25 protein-coding genes are annotated in these 26,888 nt (G+C 41.4%); 14 read left to right on the top strand and 11 right to left on the bottom strand.

What is annotated here, in order from left to right; all coding sequences use genetic code 11:
- Positions 1–325: 325 nt before the first annotated feature.
- The 6 genes from G1O98_RS13430 to G1O98_RS13410 all read left to right on the top strand — a co-directional run bounded on the left by G1O98_RS13430 (position 326) and on the right by G1O98_RS13410 (position 6,264).
- The gene (locus G1O98_RS13430; protein ID WP_243458432.1) at positions 326–1,648 is read left to right on the top strand and encodes a response regulator; all 1,323 of its coding nucleotides are present in this window, start codon (positions 326–328) and stop codon (positions 1,646–1,648) included.
- Between the two features lie 29 nt (positions 1,649–1,677).
- Entirely contained in the window at positions 1,678–2,829 is a 1,152-nt protein-coding gene (locus G1O98_RS13425) for an FIST N-terminal domain-containing protein (RefSeq protein WP_163929262.1), read from the top strand.
- Between the two features lie 6 nt (positions 2,830–2,835).
- Positions 2,836–3,879 carry an ATP-binding protein gene (locus G1O98_RS13420; RefSeq protein ID WP_163929261.1) on the top strand — a complete coding sequence of 348 codons (1,044 nt, stop codon included), beginning with the start codon at positions 2,836–2,838 and terminating at the stop codon, positions 3,877–3,879.
- Positions 3,880–4,032: 153 nt separating this feature from the next.
- The gene (locus G1O98_RS40695) at positions 4,033–4,158 is read left to right on the top strand and encodes a hypothetical protein (RefSeq protein WP_265578548.1); all 126 of its coding nucleotides are present in this window, start codon (positions 4,033–4,035) and stop codon (positions 4,156–4,158) included.
- Between the two features lie 108 nt (positions 4,159–4,266).
- Positions 4,267–4,809, top strand: coding sequence for a methanogen output domain 1-containing protein (locus G1O98_RS13415; protein ID WP_163929260.1), 543 nt, complete (start codon positions 4,267–4,269; stop codon positions 4,807–4,809).
- A gap of 84 nt (positions 4,810–4,893) precedes the next feature.
- The gene (locus G1O98_RS13410) at positions 4,894–6,264 is read left to right on the top strand and encodes an ATP-binding protein (protein ID WP_163929259.1); all 1,371 of its coding nucleotides are present in this window, start codon (positions 4,894–4,896) and stop codon (positions 6,262–6,264) included.
- 344 nt (positions 6,265–6,608) lie between these two features.
- On the opposite strand, the gene G1O98_RS13405 is transcribed toward G1O98_RS13410, so the two are convergent.
- Entirely contained in the window at positions 6,609–8,213 is a 1,605-nt protein-coding gene (locus G1O98_RS13405; protein ID WP_163929258.1) for an NAD(P)H-quinone oxidoreductase subunit N, read from the bottom strand.
- 3 nt (positions 8,214–8,216) lie between these two features.
- Here G1O98_RS13405 and G1O98_RS13400 point away from each other — a divergent pair, with 3 nt between their 5' ends.
- On the top strand, positions 8,217–8,396 hold the full coding sequence (locus G1O98_RS13400) for a hypothetical protein (RefSeq protein WP_163929257.1): 180 nt from the start codon (positions 8,217–8,219) through the stop codon (positions 8,394–8,396).
- Between the two features lie 159 nt (positions 8,397–8,555).
- On the opposite strand, the gene G1O98_RS13395 is transcribed toward G1O98_RS13400, so the two are convergent.
- The 8 genes from G1O98_RS13395 to prfC form a co-directional block, all read right to left on the bottom strand.
- The gene (locus tag G1O98_RS13395; protein ID WP_163929256.1) at positions 8,556–8,828 is read right to left on the bottom strand and encodes a hypothetical protein; all 273 of its coding nucleotides are present in this window, start codon (positions 8,826–8,828) and stop codon (positions 8,556–8,558) included.
- A 78-nt stretch (positions 8,829–8,906) separates the two neighbouring features.
- Positions 8,907–9,965, bottom strand: coding sequence for a hypothetical protein (locus G1O98_RS13390; protein WP_163929255.1), 1,059 nt, complete (start codon positions 9,963–9,965; stop codon positions 8,907–8,909).
- A 155-nt stretch (positions 9,966–10,120) separates the two neighbouring features.
- Positions 10,121–11,092: a GTP-binding protein gene (locus G1O98_RS13385; RefSeq protein ID WP_163929254.1), complete on the bottom strand. Its 972-nt coding sequence runs from the start codon at positions 11,090–11,092 to the stop codon at positions 10,121–10,123.
- 369 nt (positions 11,093–11,461) lie between these two features.
- Positions 11,462–12,370 carry an alpha/beta hydrolase gene (locus tag G1O98_RS13380; RefSeq protein WP_163929266.1) on the bottom strand — a complete coding sequence of 303 codons (909 nt, stop codon included), beginning with the start codon at positions 12,368–12,370 and terminating at the stop codon, positions 11,462–11,464.
- 94 nt (positions 12,371–12,464) lie between these two features.
- The gene (locus G1O98_RS13375) at positions 12,465–12,905 is read right to left on the bottom strand and encodes a SufE family protein (protein WP_012410198.1); all 441 of its coding nucleotides are present in this window, start codon (positions 12,903–12,905) and stop codon (positions 12,465–12,467) included.
- A gap of 472 nt (positions 12,906–13,377) precedes the next feature.
- Positions 13,378–13,896, bottom strand: coding sequence for an RNA-binding protein (locus tag G1O98_RS13370; RefSeq protein ID WP_114081172.1), 519 nt, complete (start codon positions 13,894–13,896; stop codon positions 13,378–13,380).
- A 658-nt stretch (positions 13,897–14,554) separates the two neighbouring features.
- Entirely contained in the window at positions 14,555–16,834 is a 2,280-nt protein-coding gene (locus G1O98_RS13365; RefSeq protein WP_163929253.1) for a M48 family metalloprotease, read from the bottom strand.
- 194 nt (positions 16,835–17,028) lie between these two features.
- Positions 17,029–18,657: a peptide chain release factor 3 gene (gene prfC, locus G1O98_RS13360; protein ID WP_114081170.1), complete on the bottom strand. Its 1,629-nt coding sequence runs from the start codon at positions 18,655–18,657 to the stop codon at positions 17,029–17,031.
- A 123-nt stretch (positions 18,658–18,780) separates the two neighbouring features.
- Here prfC and G1O98_RS13355 point away from each other — a divergent pair, with 123 nt between their 5' ends.
- Positions 18,781–19,140: a DUF4870 domain-containing protein gene (locus G1O98_RS13355; RefSeq protein WP_012410202.1), complete on the top strand. Its 360-nt coding sequence runs from the start codon at positions 18,781–18,783 to the stop codon at positions 19,138–19,140.
- Positions 19,141–19,182: 42 nt separating this feature from the next.
- Here the strand turns inward: G1O98_RS13355 and G1O98_RS13350 are convergent, their stop codons facing one another.
- Positions 19,183–19,458, bottom strand: a complete 276-nt coding sequence (locus tag G1O98_RS13350) for a hypothetical protein (RefSeq protein WP_163929252.1) — start codon at positions 19,456–19,458, stop codon at positions 19,183–19,185.
- An 8-nt stretch (positions 19,459–19,466) separates the two neighbouring features.
- Between G1O98_RS13350 and hemB the strand changes: the two genes are divergently transcribed.
- From hemB to G1O98_RS13320, 6 genes are all read left to right on the top strand, one after another.
- Entirely contained in the window at positions 19,467–20,447 is a 981-nt protein-coding gene (gene hemB / locus G1O98_RS13345) for a porphobilinogen synthase (RefSeq protein WP_163929251.1), read from the top strand.
- Positions 20,448–21,308: 861 nt separating this feature from the next.
- Positions 21,309–22,292 (top strand): alpha-ketoacid dehydrogenase subunit beta, encoded by a 984-nt coding sequence (locus G1O98_RS13340; RefSeq protein WP_012410204.1) that lies wholly within the window; start codon positions 21,309–21,311, stop codon positions 22,290–22,292.
- A gap of 176 nt (positions 22,293–22,468) precedes the next feature.
- On the top strand, positions 22,469–23,881 hold the full coding sequence (gene secD / locus G1O98_RS13335; protein WP_163929265.1) for a protein translocase subunit SecD: 1,413 nt from the start codon (positions 22,469–22,471) through the stop codon (positions 23,879–23,881).
- Positions 23,878–24,864, top strand: a complete 987-nt coding sequence (secF, locus tag G1O98_RS13330) for a protein translocase subunit SecF (RefSeq protein ID WP_163929250.1) — start codon at positions 23,878–23,880, stop codon at positions 24,862–24,864. Before secD ends, secF begins: the two co-directional genes overlap by 4 nt.
- Positions 24,865–24,936: 72 nt before the next feature.
- Entirely contained in the window at positions 24,937–25,350 is a 414-nt protein-coding gene (locus tag G1O98_RS13325) for a hypothetical protein (RefSeq protein WP_163929249.1), read from the top strand.
- Between the two features lie 97 nt (positions 25,351–25,447).
- Positions 25,448–25,918 carry a GNAT family N-acetyltransferase gene (locus G1O98_RS13320; RefSeq protein ID WP_163929248.1) on the top strand — a complete coding sequence of 157 codons (471 nt, stop codon included), beginning with the start codon at positions 25,448–25,450 and terminating at the stop codon, positions 25,916–25,918.
- Here G1O98_RS13320 and G1O98_RS13315 read toward each other — a convergent pair.
- Entirely contained in the window at positions 25,881–26,819 is a 939-nt protein-coding gene (locus G1O98_RS13315; RefSeq protein ID WP_163929247.1) for a HAMP domain-containing sensor histidine kinase, read from the bottom strand. The genes G1O98_RS13320 and G1O98_RS13315 overlap by 38 nt on opposite strands.
- Positions 26,820–26,888 lie beyond the last annotated feature (69 nt).

The following is a 26,888-nucleotide window of genomic DNA, read 5'->3' as shown; positions in this document are numbered from 1 at the left end:
TATCCGACACACGACCTTTGATTTCCCCACCCTTCAAATGTACGGAGCTTTTTCAGAAATCAAATATTAGTCCTATACCCGTATTATCTCGCAGTCCTTTTCAGAAATCAAATATGATTCCTATAGTTGATGGATATGTTGGAGCGATCGCTCCTGTAGTTGCATAGAGTAATTTAGCCTGAGAATGTTGCTGTTATCAGAGTTTTTGGGAACTATATGGTTGTCAGAGGATAAATTTGCCAGTCAGTCTGCAAAATAGATGTGACTTAGCTGCGATCGCAGGCAATAGTAAACAATAAATAAGGAGTTAAATTAATTTAAATACATGAATTATAAGCCATATCTACAAATGCTTAACCTCCCAGAAGATAGTTTAATTTTAGTGGTGGATGATACCACTACAAATTTAGGAATTGTCTTTGACATATTAACTAATGTTGGTTTTAAAGTCGTTACAGAAAATGATGGCAGTAGGGCAATTAAGCAGGCTGAAGAGCAATTACCTGATTTAATTTTATTAGATGTAATGATGCCGGGAATAGATGGATTTGAAACTTGTAAAAGACTGAAAGAAAATTCAGCTACTTGTGATATTCCAGTAATTTTTATGACAGCTAACTCTGATACTAATAGTAAAGTTAGGGGTCTAAATATAGGGGCAGTTGATTATATTACTAAACCCTTTAATGAAGAAGAATTACTAGCTAGAATTAAAACCCATCTGCAATTACGAAATCTTACAAAAACTTTAGAGAAACGAGTTGCAGAAAGGACAGCAGCATTGTCTAGGGCATTAAAAGACCTACAAGAGTCTCAACTTCAGCTTGTGCAGACAGAAAAAATGTCTGCTCTTGGTCAGTTAGTAGCAGGAGTTGCTCATGAAATTAATAATCCAGTTAGTTTCATTCATGGAAATCTCGGACATGCTTCAGTATATTTTCAAGACATGGCTAATATTATTAACCTCTATCAGCAGTACTATCCAAATCCGGTACCAGAAATTCAAGAGGAAATTGCAGGGATAGATTTGAAGTATATGCTTTCCGATTTACCTAACTTAATTTCTTCAATGAAAGAGGGTGTTCAACGCATTCGTAATATTAGTACTAGTTTGAGAACTTTTTCTCGCGCAGATAGCGATCGCAAAGTTTCTTGCAACATTCATGATGGCATTGACAGTACAATCATGATTCTTAAACACCGTTTAAAAGCATCCGAGAATCGACCTGATATTCAAATAATTAGAGATTACAAGAATTTACCAGATTTAGAATGCTTTATCGGACAGCTTAATCAGGTATTTATGAATTTATTAGCTAATGCTATTGATTCTTTAGAGGAGTCTAATATAGGACGAACTTATATTGAAATTGAAGCAAATCCTAATCAAATTTTTATTCAGACTACTCTCAATGAAAACAATAATTATATTCTAATTCGGATTAAAGATAATGGGGTGGGAATGTCGGCTGATGTCCAGCAAAAAATCTTCGACTATTTATTTACCACTAAGCCTGTTGGTCAAGGTACAGGATTAGGATTATCAATTGCTCATCAAATTGTTGTCGAAAAACATGGAGGAACTCTGGAGGTAAATTCAGCACTAGGACACGGTTCAGAATTCATCATCAGGCTTCCCCTTTCCTAATCATACTAAATGCCGTTATCGGAATCTTTATGTTTAAAACAGCAGTAGGTCACAGTAACGATCCAGATTCTCTGTCAGCAATTGAAGAAGTTCTTCAGCAATGTATCAGTTCCCTTGGAGGAGATATACCAAAAGCTGGGATTCTTTTTTCTGCGATTGACTTCGAACATGGTCTCATTTTGCAACAAATTCGTCACGTTTTTCCAGGTATTGAGTTGATTGGTGGAACAACAGATGGAGAAATTTCTTCAGTCTTAGAATTTCAGCAAGACTCAATCACCTTAATGTTATTTTGCTCAGACGAAGTTGAAATTCATGCAGGAGTTGGACGCAAAGTTTCAGGCGATCCAATTGCTGTAACTAAACAAGCTATAGAGCAAGCCAAAGCAAAAAGTACTGAAACTCCAAGGCTATGTTTAACTCATCCAGAGAGTCTTACAGTTAGTGGTGTATCTATATTGCATGGCTTAAAATTAGCTCTTGGTCAAAATGTGCCGATATTCGGTGGTTTAGCAGGCGATCAGTCCAGATATCAAAATACATATCAATTTTTTAACACAGAAGTATTAAGTGATTCTGTACCAATTCTGCTTTTTTCGGGCACAATATTGTTTTCTCATGGTGTTGCAAGTGGTTGGCATCCTATCGGTCAAATAAGCCAAGTGACTAAAATAGATAAGAACATACTCTATGAAATAGATGGTAAACCAGCTTTAGATTTTTATCATCATTATCTAGGTTTACTTCCTCCTTCAATGGAATATCCTCTAGCAGTATTTGATCGGAATGGAGACAATTTTTATATAAGAGCGCCGATTGCTTACAATCAGGAATCTGGTAGCATCACCTTTTTTGCAGATATTCCCGATCGAGCTGTAATTCAAATTGCAGAAGCAGGTTATGAAGATATTTTGGTAGCTTCCAAAGCATCATTCATGAATGCTTTAAATAGTTATCCAGGTGCAGAACCAAGTGCTGTTTTATTTTTTTCATGTGTAGCTCGTCGGCAAATACTTGGTACGAGAGCAAAAGAAGAGTACCAGAATACAAAACTCTGTTTAACTTACCATTTACCTGCTTGTGGATTTTATTCTTATGGAGAAATTGCTCCTATAGATCGAATTAGCGAGACACAATTCCACAATGAAACTTTTGTAACTTTAATTTTGGGAACTCGATAGAAGCTTATGGAATTTGTGGATTACCAACAAGAAAATAAGGAACTAAAAAAAGCGAATAGAATTCTCCAAAAGCAATTAGAGCGTTCTGAAGTAAACCGGGTAAAGCTAGAAGAGACAAATGAAAAAAAAGAATATTTGCTCAGGAAAGTAATTGCTGAATTAAAAGAATATCAAAACAATCTAGAAGAAAGAACCCATGAACTAGAAATGATGCTTCTTAATCTTCAGATAATGCAGAATAAAATGTCTAGTTTGGGAAGTCTAGTTGCAGATGTAGCTCATGAGATTAACAATCCAGTTGGCTTTATAGAAGGTAATCTGGCTCCGGCTCAAGAGTATATTCAGAATTTGTTACATCTGATCGACCTATATCAAAAAACCTATCCTCAAGCATCTCAAGAAATTCAAGAAATAATCCAAGTAATGGATATAGAGTATGTGCGCGAGGATTTACCTAAACTAGTTTCATCAATGAAAGAAGGTACTAATCGCATTTCTAGTATTAGCAATAGCTTGCGAAGTTTCTCTAGAGCAGATACAGAACAAAAAGTTCTGTTTAACCTTAATAAAGGTATTGATAACACTCTTTTTATTCTCAAGCATCGCTTGAAAGATAATAAGATTCGTCCTGCTATTCAAGTAATTAAAAATTACGGTGAGCTTCCTCCCTTACCATGCTTTCCAGGACAATTGAGTCAGGTATTTATGAATTTGTTGGCAAATGCAATTGATGCTTTAGATGAGTCGAATTCTGGATTGAGTTTTGATGAAATTAATAAAAGTCCCAATCAAATTATAATTCATACTGCTCGAAACAAAGATGAAAATCACGCATTGATTAGGATCCAAGATAATGGTGTAGGAATGTCGTCGGATGTTCAGCAAAAAATATTTGGTCATTTGTTCACAACAAAACCTGTGGGGAAAGGAACAGGATTAGGATTATCAATTGCCTATCAAATAATTGTTCAAAAACATAGGGGAATTCTAGAAGTAAAATCTATCTTAGGAAAAGGTTCTGAGTTTATCATCAGCATTCCTATATCTTAAAACAGGAAATTTATCAATTATTAATATTAATTAAAATAAATATTTAATTTAGAATCAGGCGATCGTGAACTAATAATTTGTGGCCCATAATTGGTAATTAAATGCGCTTTTAGAAAAACAAAATTCATTTATTTAAAACAGAAAAGCTTTATCATGATTGTCAGTGAGCTGGTTTATTTGAGAGTGAGAATTGGTTTGAAGCTAGAAGAGACTTTGCAAAACTGGGAACTATCGCAACGACAAGATTTAGAATTTGCGATCGCTATCACAATTTATTAGAAACACAAGCAAGCACCAAATTCTTTAAAGAAAGGTATCAACCAGTTACTTTATGGTCATTTTGGGGAACTCTATAACTGTAGTTCCAAGATTGTGTTCTCAAAATTTATGACTAATGCACTTAATCATTCGATAGCCACGCTTAATGTTTCTTTAGAACGCGATATATTTTTACGTACATTAATTAGAGAATTATCTGGCACTTTGCAGGATGTAGTTGGCTTAGAAGAAGCTTCTGGATTTATTAGTGTAGTTGGTGAAAGGATGGCTACGCAGCTTGACCAAGATTACAAATCTGCTCTGGAAGTCTCTAAACTCTCTCGTAAGCAGGTCGCTGATGTCTTGATTGATTTAAAAAAACGAATCCAGGGCGATTTTTATGTTGTTGAGCAGGATGATGAAAAAATTGTCTTTGGCAACCGCGTCTGCCCATTTGGGGAAAAAGTGCTTAATCGCCCTGCCATGTGTATGATGACTTCAAACGTCTTTGGGACGATCGCAGCTAATAATCTGGGATATGCGAAAGTAGAATTGCAACAGACAATAGCACAGGGTGCTTCGGGATGTAGAGTTATTGTTTACTTAAAATTTACAGAAGAGGCAGAAGATGCAGAAGGTCGAGAATACTTTAGGGGAATAGAATCCGTGTAAATTCTTCCTCACTAAACTAACCATAGGATACAAGCTTGAGTGCAGATATGTAAATTAGAATCGAACCCTGAAATTGGAAGCCCCATGACTCCCGAACAATTTCTTGAATTTGCCAGAGTTTTACCAGAACCTTTGCTCCTGGTGAGTGGAGAGGGTCAGTTGCTCGCGACCAATCAACCAGTAGCAGATATGCTGGGGTTACGTCGTCAGGAACTGCGGGGGAAAATGCTCATTGAACTTGTAACTCAGTCTGTTGACGATGTTGTCAAGTACCTGCAAGCTTGTTCAAGTAGTAGAGCAATGGTTATTGGCTCCTTGACTTTGCGAAAGAATGATGGACAAACCTTAATATGTCGTAGTCAAGGAGCCGTTATTCAACCTTGGTCTCCTGAATCTTCAAGTTTAATTCTCTTACGCTTAGAAAATAGAACTTTAGCTAGCAGTAATTTCGTTCTCCTAAACCAGAAAATCGATGAGTTAGCAAAAGAAGTTCAGAGACGTAAACAAGCGGAGGAAGCGCTGTGGAAAGCTAATCAAGAGTTAGAAATTCGGGTTGAGGAACGTACAACTGCTTTACAAGAAACACTAAACGAACTACAACTTACCCAAACTCAACTTATCCAAGCTGAGAAAATGTCTAGTTTAGGTCAGATGGTTGCTGGTATTGCTCATGAAATAAATAACCCCGTCAGTTTTATTTATGGAAACCTCCACCACGCCTATAAATACACTCATGATTTACTGAAATTGGTGCAAATCTATCAACAACTTTGTCCCAATACTCCTCTAGAAATCCAACAGGAGCTAGAAGAAATAGACTTAGATTTTCTGATTCAAGATATAACTAAACTCTTCCAGTCAATGACAGTGGGAACAGAGCGAATTCAGGAAATTGTTAAATCACTACGTAACTTTTCCAGACTGGATGAAGCAGAGCTTAAACAAGTCAATATACATGAAGGAATTGATAGTGCTTTAATGATTTTGGAGCATCGATTCCAAGCTAGGCATGAGTATCCAGAAATCAAAGTGATCAAAAAATATAGTCAGCTACCTAATGTAACTTGCTATCCTGGTCAACTTAACCAAGTGTTTATGAATATTCTTGCTAATGCGATCGATGCACTGGAAGCGCTGGCAGTCAATTCACAAACAACTGACAATCAAAAGCTGACAAATAATAATCCCCAAATTCAAATCAAAACTGAGGTAATCAATGAAAAATGGATTGCGGTTAGTATTGCTGATAATGGTTTGGGAATAGATGAACAAGTTCGCTCAAAGGTATTCGATCCATTTTTCACTACCAAAACCGTGGGTAAAGGCACAGGACTAGGGCTATCTGTAAGCTATCAAATTATAGTTGAAAAACATGGCGGACAACTGAGCTGTTTTTCTGTTCCAGGAAAAGGTGCAGAATTTGTTATCAAGATACCTGTTAACTCAGTCTCATAAAATTTTAGGACTTACGTAAAAGAATTACGCCTACAATTTTGCGTAAGTTCTATAGGTACATCTTCATACAGAATTCAATACTGCTCGAAGCAACACATTCTTGGGTAAAGACGCGATGAATCGCGTCTCTACAGATGGTCTATTTGTTGCATTCTTTTGTCAAATTGGTATTAAAGGTTTTTTCTTTCCCCCGCCCCTTATCCCTAGAGGTTACCCCACCTTACCCTTTTCCCCAAAACCTGACAAGTATTGATACAGAATTGGTATTAATAGATATGAAAAACGCCTGTCTGCTAATTAGCAAACAGACGTATCTTTGAGTAGAAAGTTATATTGAGAATCGGTTAAATCTTAGCGGTAGAATCAACTGAGGGTTGAGACTGACTAACCGAATCTAACTTTGGCAAAAGCAGTAGATTTTGTGCTTCTACATGACTGTTGATTGTTGCTTGCAAAAATGGGGTATTGGAGATGGAATTGTTAGCCAATGTAAACAGTGGATTTGACAAAATCCCTGCTAGGGAAGTGGCAATTAATGTTATCACTAACCCGACTTGCAAAGGTCTTAGTCCAGGTAAATCCCAACGCACTTGTGGATAATTCTTCACCGCGTCGGACATTTCATGGGGTTCTTTAACTACCATCATCTTAACTACGCGAATGTAGTAGTAGATGGAGACGACGGTGGTAACTAAGCCCAGTAAGACTAACCAATAAAGTCCTGCTTGCCAACCAGCCCAGAATAAGTAAATCTTGCCGAAAAATCCAGCTAATGGTGGAATACCACCCAAGGAAAGCAGAGCAATACTCAACCCCAATGTTAGGAGTGGGTCTTTTTGATATAAGCCGGAGTATTCGGCAATCTGGTCGGTTCCTGTCCGCAGTGAGAACAGGATGATGCAGGTAAAGCCGCACAGGTTCATGAACAAGTAAACCAGTAGGTAAAATATCATACTGGCATACCCGGCTTGTGTACCAGCAATCAAGCCAATCATCACAAACCCGGCTTGGGCAATGGATGAATAAGCTAGCATTCGTTTCATGCTGGTTTGGGCTAGGGCGACTACGTTACCCAAAATCATGCTGAGAACAGCTAAAGCAGTGAAGACAAATCTCCATTCGTCTGCAACAAGAGGGAAGGCTGTTGTCAGCAAGCGGATGGCTAGGGCAAACCCAGCTGCTTTGGAACCAACAGATAAAAAGGCGATGACTGGGGTGGGAGCGCCTTCGTAAACATCTGGTGTCCACTGGTGGAAAGGTGCAGCGGAGATTTTAAAGCCAATACCTGCGATCGCAAAAACTAGAGCAATCACTAAACCTAAAGATTGTCCCACTTTCGCTGTGGCAATGCCATTAGCGATCGCACTTAATTCAGTTTGTCCTCCAGATAATCCATACAGCAGTGATACACCGTACAAAAATACTGCTGTACTGGAAGCTCCAATTAACAAGTATTTCAGCGCCGCTTCATTGGAGCGGGGGTCACGCTTGGTATAACCTGTCAACAAGTAAGATGAAATACTCAGGGTTTCTAGGGAGATGAAAATCATCACCAACTCACTAGCCCCGGATAAAAACATCCCTCCTAAAGTAGCACTCAGCAAAATAGCGATGAATTCGGCTAAAGGAGTACCGCTTTGATCGACGTAGCGAATTGACATCAGTATAGTCACAGCCGCAGACAAGGCAATGATGCCGCGAAAGACGATACTTAAGTCATCACCATTAAAGCCACCGGTAAAAGAGATGGGATTAGGATTGTCCCATTGAAAATATAGGGCGACAATGGAAGCAAATAAACCTGCGATCGCTAGATATCCAATCCAGCGTGCTGATGTACGCCCCAAAATCAAATCAACAATCAAAACCCCCAAGAGGGTGAGAATAACAATCCCCTCTGGCAAAATCGTTCCAGCGTTCAACTGGGATGCAATATTAGCAAAATCCATGAGATGTATAGGTTTTGGCGATTAGACATTAAGGCTAACTCTGTTCACTCTAGCAAGTTTTCTAATCCCCGGACTAGCTCTTTGAACAAGAGCTTAACAGCTTGGGTGCAGATTGCGATCGCCTACGGCATACTGTTCGCGTTCGCACCAACTTCACTAGTTTACCAGCAGGTTTCTCAGTAGTTAGGGATTCGCCTAAATACTTTCCTACTTGGTTTTAAGGTATGACCTTAATTAAATAATGATGCCGCAGCTGCGATCGCTATATACAAAAAGCTAATTAATAATTAATAAGGGCACAGAATTGCTGTGCCCCTACAAGATTTATAACTTCTAACTTTATTAAAAACCGACTGATGGCAGCTTGCCTTGTAGCGATTGAAATTTAGACTGAACACAGTTTGCACAATTGCAACCAACTTGATCAATAATCGGATTGGATGTTTGAATCAAGTTCGGGGTTGCCAGATCAGAAATTTGTTGTGTAGACGCTACAGTAACAATTTGTGTAGCATATAGAGATTTGAGGCTGGATGCGTGTACTGGATTAACTATCAGCAGCATGGATACCAGAAATGCGGGACAAGCAAGTAAAATCAGTTTCACTATGTTCATAATTTACACAAAAATACCTTTGGTCATACAGCATAACCAATAAATTGCAGAGGTTCAACTTTAATTACTGAGTATTATTTAACTGCGCCCAAATCCTTGACCTCGTAAAACCTTTGACCAAATAACCAATTCGCCTTGCTCACCGCCTGCGGCCAGTAATTTGCCTTGGGGATGCCAAGCTAAGGTCGAAAAACCTCCTGAGACACCTGTGATAATTTGAGATACTTCCTTGGCTTGGTTCCACAAACACAACCAGCCGTCAGCAGCAGCAGAAGCAAGAAGGAAGCTTTTAGGTGCAAAGGCGATCGCATTGATCACACCCACATGATTTGTTAATACTCGTGCTTCCCAACCTAAAGTATCATCCTCTAGTTTCTCCCACACCACAATACCTTCAACACTGGAAGATGCCAGGATTGGCGCACCTACTTTAGTCATAGCTTCTGACCATGCCAATTGGCGAATTTTTCCAGGGAAACCACGCATCACCCAAGGGTCGGGATTGTTCCATTCTAAAACGGTGACACTACGATCCATGTTGCCAGAAGCGAGGAATTTACCATCGGGCGACCAAGCCATCGCTAAACTGACAGTAGTCATATCTAGGCTGTATGGTTCCTCATCCCAGTTTTGACTATGCCAAATCTTTACTCCCTTATAACCACTAATGGCTAAGTATTGTCCGTCAATGCGCCAATCTATACCCAATACTGAAGAGTTGTCAAAATTCAGCGTCACGACAATTTCATGAGTATCTGCATCCCAGACTTGGACGTACCGCCCCAAACTAAAAGCCAGTTGGTTACTGGTGTAATTCCAAGCTAGTTTGTCAACCCATGCGGGGGCATTTTCTAAGGTGGCGATTAATTCAGTGTCGCGCCAAATTTTTACTTGTCCATCTTGTCCACCAACGGCTAAGAATTTTCCATCTGGGGAAAAGGCGAGACAGTCTACTGATTTACCGTTACCAGCTTGTAAAGTTGTGAGTTCGCCATCATTCCACAGAACCACTTCACCGGCGGCGGAAGTTGCTGCTAAAGTTTTAACTTTTGGCGACCAAGCGATCGCAGTTACATAATCTGAAAGTGTCCCCGAATAGTGTTGTTCAAATTCCTTTGATTTGGTTGTGGAGTTCATAGTTATTGGGTACTGGGGAATAGGGACTAGGGACTGGGGACTAGGGACTAGGGACTGGGGAATAGGGATTAGGGACTGTGGGGAATAGGGATTAGGGACTGGGGACTAGGGAGTAAACTTTTCCCAATCCTCAATCCCCAATCCCCAATCCCCTTTTACGCTAGACAAGCGAGAAAATCTTGTTTGAGTTTGGCTGCATCAAGGTTGCGACCGATAAAGACTAGTTCATTTTTGGGGGTTTCGCTGGGTTTCCAGGGGCGATCGGGTTTGCCATCAAATATCATGTGTACCCCTTGGAATACAAATCGATTATCTTCTCCAGCAATATTTAAAATGCCTTTCATCCGAAAAATATCTGGCCCTTGGGTACGCAGTAACTCGGAAAGCCAAGTGTTTAATTTTTCTCCATCCACAGCACCTGCTTCTACTAAAGCCACAGAATAGACGGTTTCATCGTGTACGTGGGCATCTTCTCCCAAGAAATCTGGATCAATTTCTAATGCGCGTTCTAAATCAAAGGCTTTTACACCCAACAAAGCATCCATTCCTAGTTCAGAATTTTGGGTACGGTAAATTTTTGCGATCGCATTCATCGCCCGAATCCGTGTTTCTAATTCATCTAACTCTTCTGGCGCTACCAAATCTGTTTTATTAAGTAAAATTACATCGGCAAAAGCAATCTGTTCTTGGGCTTCGTCTGCATCCCAATGCTGCCAAATATGCTTGGCATCTACCACTGTCACCACCGCATCTAGAGACAGTTGGCTTTGCAAATCTTCATCAACAAAAAATGTCTGAATCACTGGCGCAGGATCGGCTAATCCAGTCGTTTCAATTACTAAATGATCAAATTTATCGCGCCGCTTCATCAAATTGCCAATGATGCGAATTAAATCGCCGCGCACTGTACAACAGATACAGCCATTATTCATTTCAAATATTTCTTCATCGGCATCAATAATCAATTGATTATCAATACCCACTTCCCCAAATTCATTGACAATCACAGCAACTTTTTTGCCGTGTTCGTAGGTGAGGATGTGATTGAGTAGAGTCGTTTTACCTGCTCCCAAGTAGCCTGTAAGAACAGTAACGGGAACTGAATTGTCGATTACGTCAGCCACCATACTCTAAATTCCCCTTATCTCACCTTATGGATAATCATTATCACATATCATAAATCTTTTTATATTTTTGTGCGAACTTGCTGTTACTTTGGGTTTCAGCAAAATCATCACATAATTTAATCAAGAAACATTTTATTTTTATGCATCTGTAATAAGTAATAAATATAGGACTTACGCAAGATTACACGCTGTAGGGGCAATACTCTGGGTATTCGCCTTTGGATTCTCGTAGAGTAGTCGCTTTGCGTCTACATGAATTACCACTACAGTAAATCTAGGCTTTCACTGCCTTTTTGCGTAAGTTCTATAATCTTAATTTTGCACCAAGGTGCAAAATTGTTCTTTGGATCTTGGTGCAAAGATTTAATTTTATGGAGATAATAAAAAATCTTGAACTACTTCTAAAACAACGGCTGGGTATTCTTCATGCAATCCCAGAGAACCAGGGATAACAACACTTCTCACTCCTGGTAAAGCTACCAAAGCGTTCATTTCTTCTCGTGATTTAGGAGGACTGGATTCCCCTATTACTACCATGAGCGGTACAGTTAAAGACTGCACAAGTTCCAAAAAATCAGATTGTTCGTGTACAGCATCAAGATTACCAGTTACAAAGGCAGCAGATGCAAATCGCGCTCCTGGTTGTTGAGTTGTGTGCCACTTCTTCTCAATAAAACTGGGTGTAACTTTAGCCGCGTCAGTAAAGACATGACGACGATACATGAAACTTAAGAAGGATGGGGTAGTGTTGAGTTTGTAGAGAGCTTGACCAAGTATAGGCGATCGCACCAATCCTCTCACCATGCCAGCTATTTGCTGACTTGCGCCCATTGTCGGCAAAGGCCCACGCCAAGTAGGAGCTAACAACACAATCTTTGAGAAAGCAGCTTGTTGTTTGACAGCTAATTGTAAAACGTAACTAGCAGCATGGCCAGCCGCCACCACAGTAATGGGAGTATTAAAAACAGCTTTGACAAAATCTTCCAGAAATTGCTGATATATTTCCGGTCGGTAATCCAAGCTAGGGCGAGAAGATTCGCCAAATCCAGGCCAATCTATGGCTAAAACCTGAAAATTGGGAGCTAGTAATTTGGCAAGTTCGCCTACTTCTAAACGCGTCGAAACACTGCTGAAAGATGGTAGTAGCAATAGCGGTGAACCTTTACCAAGGGTTTCATAAACAACGCGCAATTGCTGATTTTCCCAATTCCAGAGATATTCTTGAACTACTCCACCAAAGCTAGTAGCAGGAGAGGTAGATAATACATTGGTTGACATGACACTAAATTTTGGTAGTTGTACCTTATTGGTCATTTGTCCTTTGTCCTTTGCAAATGACCAATGACTAATGACCAATGACCAATAACCAAGTTTAGCTAGGCAAATCTAACTTACATTCCAATGCTTTTTTCTGCATGGTCTTAAAAATATTGTAAAACCCATTAGCACGGGAGGGTGTCAGACTAACATTTAAGCCTGTTTCTTGAATAAAATCTGGAGTAAGTTGGACAATTTCAGTTGGCGTTAGTCCCTGCAATCCTTCAACTAGCAGCCCTACTAAACCTTTGGTTAACTGGGAATCAGACTCGCCCTGAAACACAACCTTACCGTCATTCAAAGTTGCTGTGATATAAACTTGAGACACGCAACCAGGAACTTTATTTTCGGGTAATTTATCAGCTTCTGGGAACTCATTGAGCTTCTGAGCATACCAGATTAGCTGTTCGTAACGCCGCTTCGGTTCAGAAGCGCGTTGAAAGCGCTGGACAATTTTAGCAAGCGCAGGTGGCAAAGAATCTAGAGTTGAGGACATAACAGAAGCTGCAAATGATCGGTCTTACCTTGAGTGTAAATTATCTGGAGAGCAATGCCTACGGCGGTCACTGACTTTTACTGAGCGCAGCCGAAGTAGCTTTGTCATTCGCGCAGCGTCTCGTAGAGAAGTGCGGGCTGCGCCTACGTGCCTCTAATTCTCTTGGCATTATGAAGCTAGCGATTAATTGACTATAACTTGTCAAATCCAGATAATTCCTGCGTAGGCGCAGCCCGCCGTAAGCATCGCACTTATCTTCAGTTACCTTTTTAATGCGTCTAATCGCAAAAACTTAATTTTTTTATAAGCAGGCTTTAACAGCAACTCTGTACAAGTTACGTTGTATCGATATGCACTTACAAAAATAGCTGCAAGTAGCTTTTAACTAAGCAGCCAGATGATAATCAACAATTAAAAATTAAAAATCAAAAAAAATTCTGACTTTTAATTTTTAATTTCTCTCCTTTAAGGATTAGTTTGTAGTTTGTGCAGCTAGCATCTGCTTCAGCTTTTCTAATTCCGAAGCCCAACGAGGATCTGGACGAATAGCGTCTGAATCGGTAGTTGTTGTGGTGCTGTTGTCGCGAGAACCGCCGCCACCGCCGCCACGACGGGGCTTTTTAGAGCTTTTCTCCCGACGGCTACCTTCTCTACCTTCTCTATTAACGCTAGGAGTGGGCGTACTACTACCAGCCAGAGTAACTGGTTTAGGAGCTTGTTCGTCGCCCTCTTCACCCTTTGTCCGAGGTAATGCCTTTTCTAGCTTAATGGCAGTGTCTTTAAACATCTGACCATTATACTTTTCAATGATTTCATCAGCTTGTTCGTCATTGTTGACGGTAAGAAAACCGAAACCACGGCATTTGCCAGTTTTGCGGTCTTTAATTAATTTAGTAGTTACAGCTTCACCTTCTGCTGCAAAAACTGCTTGCAAATCTTGACGATCGATTTCTTCTTTAGGCAAATTACCTATATATAGGCGAACGGACATGAACTATACCTCCAGAGTTAAATGAACATGGCAAGGCGAGAAAACAATCACTTGGCTTTGGCTTTTAATTTAAATAGATGCTATTGACCAAGACTGCCATCAACCAATTTTTTGCTCGAAACTGTCAACCTATACAATACAGTTTTTCGTCGGGATCAAGCTTGTTTAATCCAAAGGCCCACACAATGGTGAGCTAATAACACCTTAATTCTAAGAATTGTAAATTTAATAGCCTATTGCCTGCTAAAGTACACGCTTTCTTCCATGCCTTTTTCGCAGAATCAAATACCATTCCTTACATTACCACGGTATTTTCTACGTAGCTAGTTTAGCGCATACATTTCTAACGTTAGTATTACTGGATCGTAACATAAAACACATTTTTTTATTCAAGGGAGCATAATTTGAAACAAAAACCAGCCGGTGGCTGGTTGATTTCCTGCTGTGTTGGGAGGATAAAAAGGTATGGAGGGGGGAAAAGCATCCGAATTCATGACTAAGCTGTAGTGCTGAGTTATGTCGGCTGCTATTGTTTGTGTAAATAAATGTAACACTTTGAAAGATAATCTGCAACTTTTGTTTACATTCCCATTTGTCAGTTGTCCTTTGTCCTTTGTCCTTTGCAAATAACCAATGACCAATGACAAATGACCAATGACTAACCAGTCAGAAAAACGTATGCGCCCAAAGCCTGTGCTGCAACTGCCAAAAAAGTAGACCAGATGGGATGAGGGCTATGAATAGTTTTACCACTTTGAGTTTCTAAGGTGTGGACATCGATCCAAGGTGTTGCTCCTCGCCGGAACCAACCTGTGACGATAATTTGCCGACCGATGAGATCCTGGTGATTCACTGACTGTCCTAGCCAAGAAATGTGGTGTAATTTCACCAAGCCCGTGCTGGATTGGAGGATTAAATCTTGTGCTAGGGAGTTGCTAGTACCTTGACGACCTAATAGTTTACCGGCCAGGCGCACACTGACGCTATCAATAGGTAAGGCACAAGGGTCAGCTAATAGGTTGGGTAGGTAGTCATCAGTTTGCACAGTGGCGGATTTGATGTCAGGGAAAAAAGAATTAATCCGCATTACTGTACCGATGCTAAAGCCAATTAGAAGGCAGCCTGTAATGAAAGACCAATCTTCATATATCCACTTGAGATTTAAAAACTTGAGTACGAATGCTAGTTGCCAGGTTAGCCAGACCAAAGCTGCAAACAGAAACCCTAAAGGAATTCCCAGCCAGGGAGCGATTTGTAATAAGAAAGACTGACGCTTAACCCTTGATGGTTCGCTAGCAAAATGTAGTTCGGTGTCTAGATGCCAGTGACGGGCTATTTTGCAGAGGCGTTCGATGCGATCGCCCATCAAAGAATGACTATTATTAATCGTAAACCATTGGCGGTATGGATTGGCAGTATCCCATTTCAAAAATGATTCAAAAGATAAATTGCTGGCAATGGTGCCCAAAGAAAGGCTTTGTTGATGGCCGACTGGTATCAAGAGATTTAAGCTTTCTAGTTGCCAACTGGTCTGTTCTTCTTTTTGAATATCACCTGCAATACCAATGGAAATTTTGAGTAAAGCGCGAATCAGGGCGTTGGGATTACCGGTGATTTCAGATGCGACGCGATCGCTATAATAAAGCCGCAACCGCGACAACCACAATCCAGTCCCAGTTAGCAAACCCCAAAGTCCATAAACGAGACTAGCCACAATTGTCACCGGCCAGCGCCAGATTTCCCTTGATATTTTGTCTCCCAACTCTGATATTTGCTGATAAAGCTTATAAATTGGTAGTGTCACCAGCAACAACAAAGACATTACAGAAAAATCCCAGTGAGCAATGTGCCCTAGCTGCGTGGCATAAATAATCGCGATTTCATCATCTGCCAATTGCTCTAATAGTCCTTGACTCACAACAATCCTGGCATTACGTGGTAAACTACCGTAAGTCAGGATAATTGGTGCAGCCATTGGTAAAATCCGTAGTTTGGGTAAGGGCCAGTGGCGCTGTTGACAACAACGTTGTAGCACCCGCACAGCTTCGCGGCTATGGGCATTCAATATATCTTTGGAAAATTCTCGCTGACCATATAAGTTCGCCAGTAGCAGATCCAGTAACCAAGGTGATACACCGATCAAAATCACCAATACTATTAGCAACAATTTAGTAGGGTTGCTGTATAAAAGCTGCAACGGCTCCAGATAAGGTAGTTTGACTAAAGTCAGGTTGATGAATCCCATTGCAAACTTGAGGATTTCTCGCATCACCCAAAATAGGGCAATGAATGTTCCTGCTGTTAGCAATCGTAAGGGAATTAATTTTGGTTTACGTAGAGGTTGCCATGCTTTGGCGCGTTGTGCTTGTCGCCAATAAATAACACCAAATAATTTAGCTTGGGTGCGGGTAACAGAACCCATAAAACCGTTTAAAGGTGCAGCCGGTGGTGGTAATGGTGTAGCTACCGTAGCTTTGAGTCTAGGTAGTGGCACCATCGGCGGGGTGTCGTCGCTCTTAGTTTCTATTACTTGCTCTTCTGGCTTTTCCTCTAATGTAGGATTTTCCGGGGGGGTAACTGGGGGAGAATCTGGAGGAGGATCTGGAGTTGAGTTATCAAACGCTACAAATCCAGTTTCGACATTTTTTGATTCTCGATCGCGTTTCTTACGTTTTGTCAGGTGTTCGAGAGCGCGTGTTGCCCACTCTTGAACTTGCGGATTGTTACTCTCAATGAGATTCTGGGAAATAGCGATCGCTTTGGGAACTTCGCCAGTGCGAGCATAAGCCATCACTAAACCAACCTGGGCTTGTAAGCTAGCAGTACCATTATTTTGGCTGCTAGCAATAGGTTCTAGTTGAGCGATCGCTGTTTGGTAATTTCCCTGCTTGAGGGCAATTAAACCAGCCTCCAAAGACGGTTTGGCATGTGAAGGCATACAAATTCTGGCACTCCAATCTCTTCTAGGTGATCCACGTTTGTGCAAAAGCGCGAACCTCGGATGCCGTGGAACTCAACCGCGCCCGAGTTTTGCTTGTCAAGTGAATGATTAAAGATTGAATTCAGGAGTCAGGGGTCAGAATTCAGTTGAGTCTTCATCTGAATTCTGGATTCTGAATTCTGTATTCTTCTTCATTCCTCCACTGGTTGTTGACTAGAAAATACTGGAGCGATCGCGCTTAATTTTAACTCTGGATGGTCGCCCAGTAACTGTTGACAATTCCATTCATTGCGGAATAGCAACACTGGCCGTCCCATACTGTCTTTAACTGTAGTGGTATTGAATATTCGTCCCACCTTTTCTAATGCTTCCCAACCACCCTCAACCCAACGGGCGACACTGTAGGGCAATAAATCTAATATGGTTTCTACACCATACTCGTTTTGTAAGCGAAACTGCACTACTTCAAATTGCAACTGACCCACCGCCGCCAAAATTGGATCGCGCTTGGCTTCATCAGTTGAATACATAATTTGCACAGCACCTTCTTCGCGCAATTCCGCAACGCCTTTTTGGAATTGTTTAGACTTCGAGGGGTTGGGATTCCTCAGAGATGCAAACAGTTCCGGCGAAAAATACGGAATCCCCTCATATTCGAGCTTTTGTCCAGTGTAAATTGTATCCCCGATCGCAAAAACACCGGGATTGTTCAAACCGATCACATCGCCAGGATAAGCCACATCAATCGATTCTCGCTCTTGAGCAAAGAGTTTTTGCGGGCGAGAAAGACGGATGAGTTTACCAATGCGAGCGTGATTCACCATCATATCTTTTTCAAACTTACCAGTACAGACCCGGATAAATGCGACGCGATCGCGGTGTTTCGGGTCCATGTTCGCTTGCAGTTTAAAGACAAACCCCGAAAATTCCGGGTATGTAGGAGCAACTTCGCCAACACTGCTGTAGTGAGAACCGGGTTTGAGGGCATATTCGAGGAAATACTTGAGGAATAACTCTACCCCAAAGTTCGTCATGGCACTACCAAAGAACACAGGTGTCATTTTGCCTTCGTGTACCAACTGCAAATCTAGCTCTGGCCCAACTCCATCTAGCAGTTCTAAATCATTTTTCAGTTGGTAGTACAGGCTTTGTTCTAGCTTCTCTTCTATTCTCGGATCGCCTAATTCGACTATGGTATCACGGGCTTCTCGGCTACCGTGGGCACTGCGTTCAAACAAGTGAATTTGTTGCTTGTGTCGGTCAAAAACACCTTTAAAGCGATCGCCCATACCAATCGGCCAATTGACCGCATAGGTTTGCAATCCCAATTCTTGCTCAATTTCATCCAACAGTTCCAGAGGTTCTCTTCCGGGGCGATCGAGCTTGTTGATAAAAGTAAAAATCGGAATACCGCGCAACTTACACACTTCAAACAATTTGCGGGTTTGGGGTTCCAAGCCTTTTGCCGCATCAATTAACATCACTGCATTATCGGCAGCGGCGAGAGTGCGATAAGTATCTTCACTGAAATCTTGGTGTCCGGGAGTGTCTAATAAATTGATTTGACACTTTTGGTATTCAAATTGCAACACTGTGGAGGTAATGGAAATACCCCGTTGTTGCTCCATCGCCATCCAGTCAGAGGTAGCCTTACGCTGTGCCCGTCGCGCCTTAACCGCCCCAGCTTCGTGAATTGCACCCCCGTACAGCAGTAGCTTTTCTGTTAGTGTCGTTTTACCCGCATCGGGGTGAGATATAATCGCAAAGTTGCGGCGCAGTTCAACTGCTTGAATAAGTTCAGACTGAAGTTCAGTAGACATAATTGTATTTGTTTGTTAGCTAGCTTAATTTTTTTAACTCTGGCAAGTCTTTTAATCTTAAGACAACGATGCTCGTGATAGGGTCGTAGTATAAACAACAATCTAACTAAAGAGGAGAAAGCAATGTACGACACAGACAAGCGAAAGCTTCTATCAGCCTTGTCGCATGGAGCCATTTTTTTCAGCACAACATTGGTATCTGTCGGTGTACCTATCGCCATACTGCTTGTATCTGACGATCCTGTTGTTAAAGAAAACGCCAAAGAATCTATCAATTTCCACTTTAATGTCTGGTTTTATGGTGCAATTCTAGGAGCGCTGTTTTTTCTATTCGGTTGGTTAGTGTTACCTCTATTATTATTGGGACCACTAGCTGGTCTGGGATATCTATTACACTGGGGATTAACAATTTGGGCGCTCATTGGAGTTTTCAGCAATCCTGATATACCCTTCCGTTATCCCTACATTTTCCGATTTCTTTAGAAGAAATTATCATTGGGCATTGGGAATTGTTGGTTATTTTTATTAAGCTGTTGTGCCTTGATGCACACAACCAATCGCCAGGATTTTGCCAATAGAAGGTCTGACGATTTTGAATTTTGAATTGCTTATTATGTCGTTTTTTTCCCAGTCCGTTGGATAGGTGCAACCAAGCTGTAGAATACAAAATTGCCCCACAACTTGATTAAGAGTAGGGCAAAGGACAGTTAAGCACTGTTTGTAGTCTGTCTGACGGCAGGAAAATTTTAGCCTGCTTTTGTGACGCTTTATTTTGTGTCCATTTGCGTTGTTTTTCTTCATAAAATTTTATGTTTCCTACACACCGCCCCCGTCGTCTGCGTACCCATCCTCAACTGCGCCGGATGGTTCGTGAAACTGTTTTAACAACAAGCGATTTAATTTACCCATTATTTGCCGTACCAGGTGAGGGAATCGCTAATGAGGTGAAATCCATGCCCGGAGTCTACCAACTTTCGGTAGATAAAATCGTTGAAGAAGCAAAAGAAGTTTACGACTTAGGAATTCCTTCTATTATTTTATTTGGTATTCCGGCTGATAAAGATGTAGATGCAACTGGTGCTTGGCATGATTGTGGTATCGTCCAAAAAGCAGCGACGGCGGTAAAAGCAGCAGTGCCAGATTTGATTGTAATTGCTGATACTTGTTTGTGTGAGTACACTAGCCACGGTCATTGTGGTTATCTACAAGTTGGTGATTTAACAGGACGAGTTTTAAATGACCCAACTTTGGAATTGTTGAAGAAAACAGCAGTTTCTCAAGCCAGAGCTGGTGCCGATATCATTGCGCCTTCTGGGATGATGGATGGGTTTGTGCAAGCAATTCGTCAGGGTTTGGATGAAGCAGGATTTCAAGACACGCCGATTTTGTCTTATGCTGCTAAATATGCTTCGGGTTATTATGGCCCATTTCGGGATGCCGCAGACTCGACACCGCAATTTGGCGACAGACGAACTTACCAAATGGACCCTGGTAACGCCCGCGAAGCAATTAAAGAGATTGACTTGGATATCGCCGAAGGTGCTGATATGCTCATGGTTAAGCCAGCCTTGGCATACATGGATATTATCTGGCGCGTGAAGGAAGCGAGTAACTTACCCGTTGCGGCTTACAATGTTTCTGGCGAGTATGCGATGGTGAAAGCTGCGGCTCTCAATGGTTGGATTGATGAAGAGCGCGTGGTTATGGAAACTTTAACTGGATTTAAACGGGCTGGTGCAGACTTGATTTTGACCTACCATGCCAAAGATGCGGCGCGATGGTTAAAGTAGGCTAGGCATATTGAATACTAATTTAGTGGGAAATCTCACGCAGAGGCGCGAAGACGCAGAGTTGTGTTTTGGTGTTTGGGCGTGAGATTCTTTAGGACTTACGCAAGAGTTAGGGAATAACGTAGACACGGAGGAATATTCCCGTAGGCTACCACAGAGGCACAGAGGACACGGAGAAATAGGAGTTTGAGAGATATTTTCGTCTCGTTAGAGAAGGACGCAAAGGGCACAAAGGAAGGATAGAAGAAAGAGAGATGTAATTTTCACGAATTATTTAGGATTGCTATAGTCGTAGTTGAAATTTATTACGTTTTAAAGTTGTTTCTAGTTCTAATAATAAAAATTAAGAAGCAAATATATTAATTTGCTGATATTTTGCTAAACGCAATTTTCTGCCAGGAACACCTCCCCACAACAAGGCTGAAATCCAAACATTGACATCAAGAATAACTCTCATGTATTAGACCATAATTCTTGTCTGACATCCTTAACAATTGCACTAATTTCTTCTAGCGTGGGTTTGATTTTGTAATAGTATGAAGTTCTCATTTGTTTATCTTTTGTGTTTCGACCTACAGTCAGTTAGTATCTTTCAGCCTAGAAGCATTGAATGTATTTTATACAGCTAATCTAAGTCTTATTACATAAAAAAATCAGCAGATTTGCCGGAGTGAGAGGCGATCGCTCATAAAACCTCTAAAATCTAAATTAAATAGCTTTGATATAGTTATGGCAATTACTCGCTCTATGTTTGGGGTAGTTCGTTTAAAAAACCCAATCTCTAACTAGTGCGATCGCTCACTGTATTTGCGACAACAGCACGATAAAATTCTAAAACCATAATCGTACTAAAAGGTCTAAATGGCAGAAACACTATTCTTCAACGCCTTACGCGAAGCCATTGATGAAGAAATGGCCCGTGACTCCAGCGTATTCGTTCTCGGTGAAGACGTAGGACACTATGGCGGTTCCTACAAAGTTACCAAAGACCTGTACCAAAAATATGGCGAACTCCGCATTCTAGACACCCCCATCGCTGAAAATAGCTTCACTGGTATGGCAGTAGGGGCAGCCATGACTGGCTTACGTCCCATCATCGAAGGCATGAATATGGGCTTTTTATTGCTCGCCTTCAACCAAATATCCAACAACGCTGGGATGCTGCGCTATACTTCCGGCGGTAACTTTAAAATTCCGATGGTAATTCGCGGCCCTGGTGGTGTAGGAAGGCAGCTAGGTGCAGAACATTCCCAACGATTAGAAACTTACTTCCAAGCTGTACCAGGTTTGAAGATTGTTGCCTGCTCGACACCAAGAAACGCTAAAGGCCTACTAAAATCAGCTATCCGCGATGATAACCCCGTGTTGTTCTTTGAACACGTTTTGCTTTACAACTTGAAAGAAGATTTACCAGAAGAAGAATATTTACTACCCTTAGATAAAGCCGAAGTTGTGCGCCAAGGAAAGGATGTCACAATTATCACTTATTCTCGGATGCGGCATCATGTGCTGCAAGCAGTAAAAACACTTGAAAAACAAGGTTACGATCCAGAAGTTATCGATTTAATATCCCTCAAGCCATTAGATTTTGATACAATTGGTGCATCAGTACGTAAAACCCATAAAGTCATTGTTGTGGAAGAATCCATGCGAACTGCGGGTATTGGAGCAGAAGTCATCGCCTCAATAAACGATCGCTTATTTGATGAATTAGATGCGCCAGTACTGCGGCTTTCTTCTCAAGATATCCCCACGCCTTACAACGGCAATCTAGAACGACTAACAATCATCCAACCAGAGCAAATCGTAGAAGCTGTGGAAAAAATGGTGGCGTTGCGGGTTTAAGGGAATAGAGAAGAGATTCAACTACTACTTCTGACTTCCCATTCATAACTTAGGGAGTAGGGAATGGGGAAGAAATTCAACTACGACTTCCCACTCCCAACTTCCCACTCCCTATTTCCCATTCATAACTCCTCAAAAGAGCGCTATTATAGCGTTTGTCAGTTGCGAGTTATGGTATGCAAAGACAGCGATCGCTATTAATTTTGATTTTAGTCCTGATAATCGCCGCTTTTACGGTGATTGCGACAATTCCGATACCCCTGGGACTGGACTTGCGGGGAGGTTCACAGCTAACAATTCAGGTGAAACCATCAGCAGAAATTCCCAAAATCACCGAACGAGAATTGGAAGGTGTGAAGAAAGTTGTCGAAGGCCGGATTAATGGTCTGGGTGTTTCTGAGCCACTGATCCAAACAGTCGGTGCAGATAAAATATTGGTGCAACTACCAGGGGTTAACGATCCAGAGCAAGCCGAACGAGTGTTAGGGGGGACGGCGCAGTTAGAATTTCGTACCCAAAAGCCAAATACAGAAATCCCACTGCGTGCTTTCCAAACATCTAGAGCCGAATTGAAAGTCAAGCAAGAAGAGTTGAGAAAGAGTAGTGACAAAGCAGCAATAGCTAAGAATCAAGAAGATTTACAAAAAAATAATCAAGCGATCGCAGAATTGTTTGAAAGCACTAATCCACCACTAGGTGGCAAATACCTCAAGGATGCTTATGGTGAACCAACTCAAGGTAACAACTGGCACGTTACCATTCGCTTCGACCAAAAGGGTGGTGAACTGTTTGCCAATTTGACGAAGAATCTTGCCGGTACTGGGCGGAGTATTGGTGTTTTTCTAGACAATGAACTGATCAGCGCTCCTAGTGTAGGTATAGAATTTGCCGCCGCAGGTATTACTGGTGGCTCTGCCGTAATTACAGGAAGATTTACCGCACAAGAAGCTAATAACTTGGGTGTACAGCTACGTGGTGGCGCATTACCCGTACCAGTAGAAATCGCAGAAAGGCGGACAGTAGGGGCAACATTAGGTAAAGATAGTATTCAAAGTAGTATTTATGCTGGAGTTGGTGGTCTGACTTTGGTATTAATATTCATGGTGGTTTACTATCGACTACCAGGATTGATTGCGGATGTGTCACTAGTGATCTATTCCCTCTTAACTTGGTCAACCTTTGCTTTATTGGGTGTCACCCTAACTTTGCCGGGAATTGCTGGTTTTATCCTCAGTATTGGGATGGCGGTTGATGCCAATGTCCTAATTTTTGAACGGACACGGGAAGAATTACGAGCAGGTAAATCCCTGTATCGTTCAGTAGAATCTGGTTTTTACCGAGCATTTTCTAGTATTTTAGATAGCAACGTCACTACATGGATTGCTTGTGCTGCCCTGTTTTGGCTGGGGTCTGGTTTAGTCAAAGGCTTTGCTCTTACCTTAGCCTTGGGGGTGGCTGTGAGTATGTTTACCGCAATTACTTGTAGTCGGACATTGCTGTTTTTGGCAATTTCAATTCCCTCCTTGCGGAAGACAGAACTTTTCTGTCCAAACCTGCCAACATCGAATAAGGCAGAGGTGACTCCATGAAACTGAGTATTAACAAATCGCGATCGCTTTGGTGGACTATTTCTACTGCGATTATTCTTGCTGGTATCATCTCAATGGTGATTTCTTGGCAACAACCCAATATTCACGCACCCTTACGCCCCGGTTTAGATTTTATCGGTGGTACAAGGTTACAGTTTGTCCGAGATTGCACTAAACCTGGCAATTGCGACAAACCAATTGATATCAACGCTGTCCGGGAAGTAGCAAAAGCGCAGGGACTAGCTGATAGCAGCATCCAACTTATCTCCGAAAATGGTGCAGAAAATGGTGTACTAATTCGGACAAAAGATTTGACTGTCGATCAGCGCACCAAGTTGCAAAATGCTTTAAGCGAAGAAATTGGGGTTTTTGATCCGCAAAAAAATCAAATTGACTCCGTTGGCCCTACCTTGGGAAAAGAACTATTGAGGTCTGGGATCTTAGCTCTGATAGTTTCCTTCATTGGTATTACTATCTATATGAGCTTCCGCTTCCAGTTAGATTATGCTGTGTTTGCGATCGTTGCCCTATTTCACGATATCTTGATCACAGTTGGGGCTTTTTCACTTTTGGGTTTGGTAGCGGGCATCGAAGTAGATAGCCTTTTTATCGTCGCCTTACTGACCATCACAGGTTTCTCAGTCAACGACACAGTGGTGATTTACGATCGCATTCGGGAAACCATTAAAATCAATCCTGAACACCCAATTGCCGAAATTGTCGATGATGCGGTTAACCAAACTTTGACAAGATCGATCAACACGACCTTAACCGTGCTGTTGACATTAACTTCCATCTTTCTATTTGGTGGAGAAACACTGAGATATTTCGCTCTAGCTTTGATTATTGGGTTCACGATGGGAGCTTATTCAAGTATTTTCATCGCTAGTACTCTCCTTACTTGGTGGCGAGAGAGGGATGAATCCCAAGTGTTAGAAAGCGTAGAGCCGATTGATACATCCACCAGTTCTCAGGATAGTTAAACTTGTGTGCATTTCACAATTGGGTTAAAGCATTTTAAATTGCTCACCTATGCTTTGGAATTTTATTCTTCTATGGATCAACCTGAAGAACCATTAATCCCTAATCCAGAATTTGAGAACTCTGACGCATCCTTTATTCAACAAGTGCAAAGGCTACACAAGCTGACATTATACGGTAGATGGCTGTTTGTCGGCGGTTTGTGGCTCACCATTGCACCTGTTAGCTTGTGGGGTCTACGTGCAGAAATTTCTCTGTGGCAACAATATTTTACCTGGGTAGCGGTGCGATATGGACTCTTCTACCATCCACTGTCTACCTTCGGTTTAGCCTTTTGTATTGGGATGACTGCTGCTGTTTTAGTTTGGCAAAGTCGAAATATCTTATTTGGACTCCCAAAGCCGGAAAAACAACGTTTAGAAAAACAAGTTTATCGGATACGTCAGCAGGGGCCAAGTCATCCTCTGTGGAAGTGGGTTTGTCATTAATTTTTTTTTCTCGTTGCATATACATATACACGTACAGCAATTTTTAGCAAAATATGACTTAAATATACAAAGATATTGCCAAAAGTGGATGCCATAAATGAACGAGTCTCAGATTCAATTTAGCGAACGCAAATCTGAAATTGACCTTTACCAACTCCAAGAACTGTTAAACGTTTCAGCTTTCTGGGCAAAGGGACGCAGTATTGAAGATTTAGGTATAGCCGTTGCCAATAGTGAACCAGTGATTTCTGTCTCGGATAGCGATCGACTCATTGGCTTTGCTAGAGCAACATCTGATGGCATATATCGCGCCACAATTTGGGATGTTGTCATTCATCCAGATTATCAAAGTAGTGGGTTGGGAAGCAAGTTAGTAGAAACCGTTTTGTGTCATCCCCGCATGAGGTGGGTTGAGCGCGTTTATCTGATGACTACTCACCAGCAGGGCTTCTACGAAAAGATGGGTTTTCAAACCAATACCACCACTACAATGGTGCTACACAACCTAGCTAACCGTGTTTTTGTTGCTGCTACAGAAGTTCAGCTTCAGGAATCACTAGGGGGATAGAGATTTGTAGTCTGGTAATCTCCTGATGTGGTTCCTTGGCAATGGTCGAAGGCAGGATTTCTAACTTTCCTCCCATAACTTCCACTAAAGTCTGATTGATTAATAACCTCATTCCTGGGGAAAGAGCAGCCTTTTGATCAATTTGGAGCTGCTGCTCATCAGATTTGAGCAAATCAATCGGCTCGCTTGAGGGTATAGCATGAGTTGGAACATCCAGCCAAATGGTTACAAAATTATTTGTAGGTAAGATATTGCTAGAAATACAAATACTGCCTTCCTCCATTTGAGTAATGGCAGTGTCTATTAAACTGATCAATATTTGGCGGAGCCAGAGATAATCTGCTAAAACATAAATTTCTGGATCGGCGGGTAACAATTGCAAAGGAAAATTGCGATTAGCCGCCAGCATATAAGTTAATTTATGAACCTCTTCCAAAATTTGCGCTAACGGTCGGGGCTGAATATCTAATTTATTAGTACCGTGTTCCGTTCTCGCAACGGTGAGAATTTCATCTATCAGCTTGAGTAGCTTCAGCGTTCGTTCGTGAGCTTGACCAATAAATTCTCTTTCTTCAGCCGGATCTTCACATAAATCTGACAAAATTAATTGATGCAAGCCAATCAAACCATTGAGAGGCGATCGCAATTCATGGGTAGTTCGTGCCAAAAAACCAGCTTTAAACTGGCTCATTTCCCTTGCCATAAAGTATGCCAGCTGCGTTTGCTGTAGCTGTTGTGATATTGGTGGCATCTCTTCTTGATCTAATGGCGCTATTAGAGATGAGCTAGATAAAACATTTGCTGATGCCTGCGGCGGGCGTAGCCATAGCACAAATAACCGATAGAAAATCATACCTAGTGCGAGTCCTGCTCCTAGATATATCCAGTTGATCCAATTCATAATTAGGCAATTATTAACTTGTTAATTGACCACAACAGCGCAGACTAAAGTTCCAGATTTCTCTGTTGT

Origin of the sequence: Nostoc sp. UIC 10630 (assembly GCF_010747425.1) — a bacterium.
Lineage (GTDB): Bacteria > Cyanobacteriota > Cyanobacteriia > Cyanobacteriales > Nostocaceae > Nostoc.
This window is presented reverse-complemented; position numbering and strand designations above follow the sequence as displayed.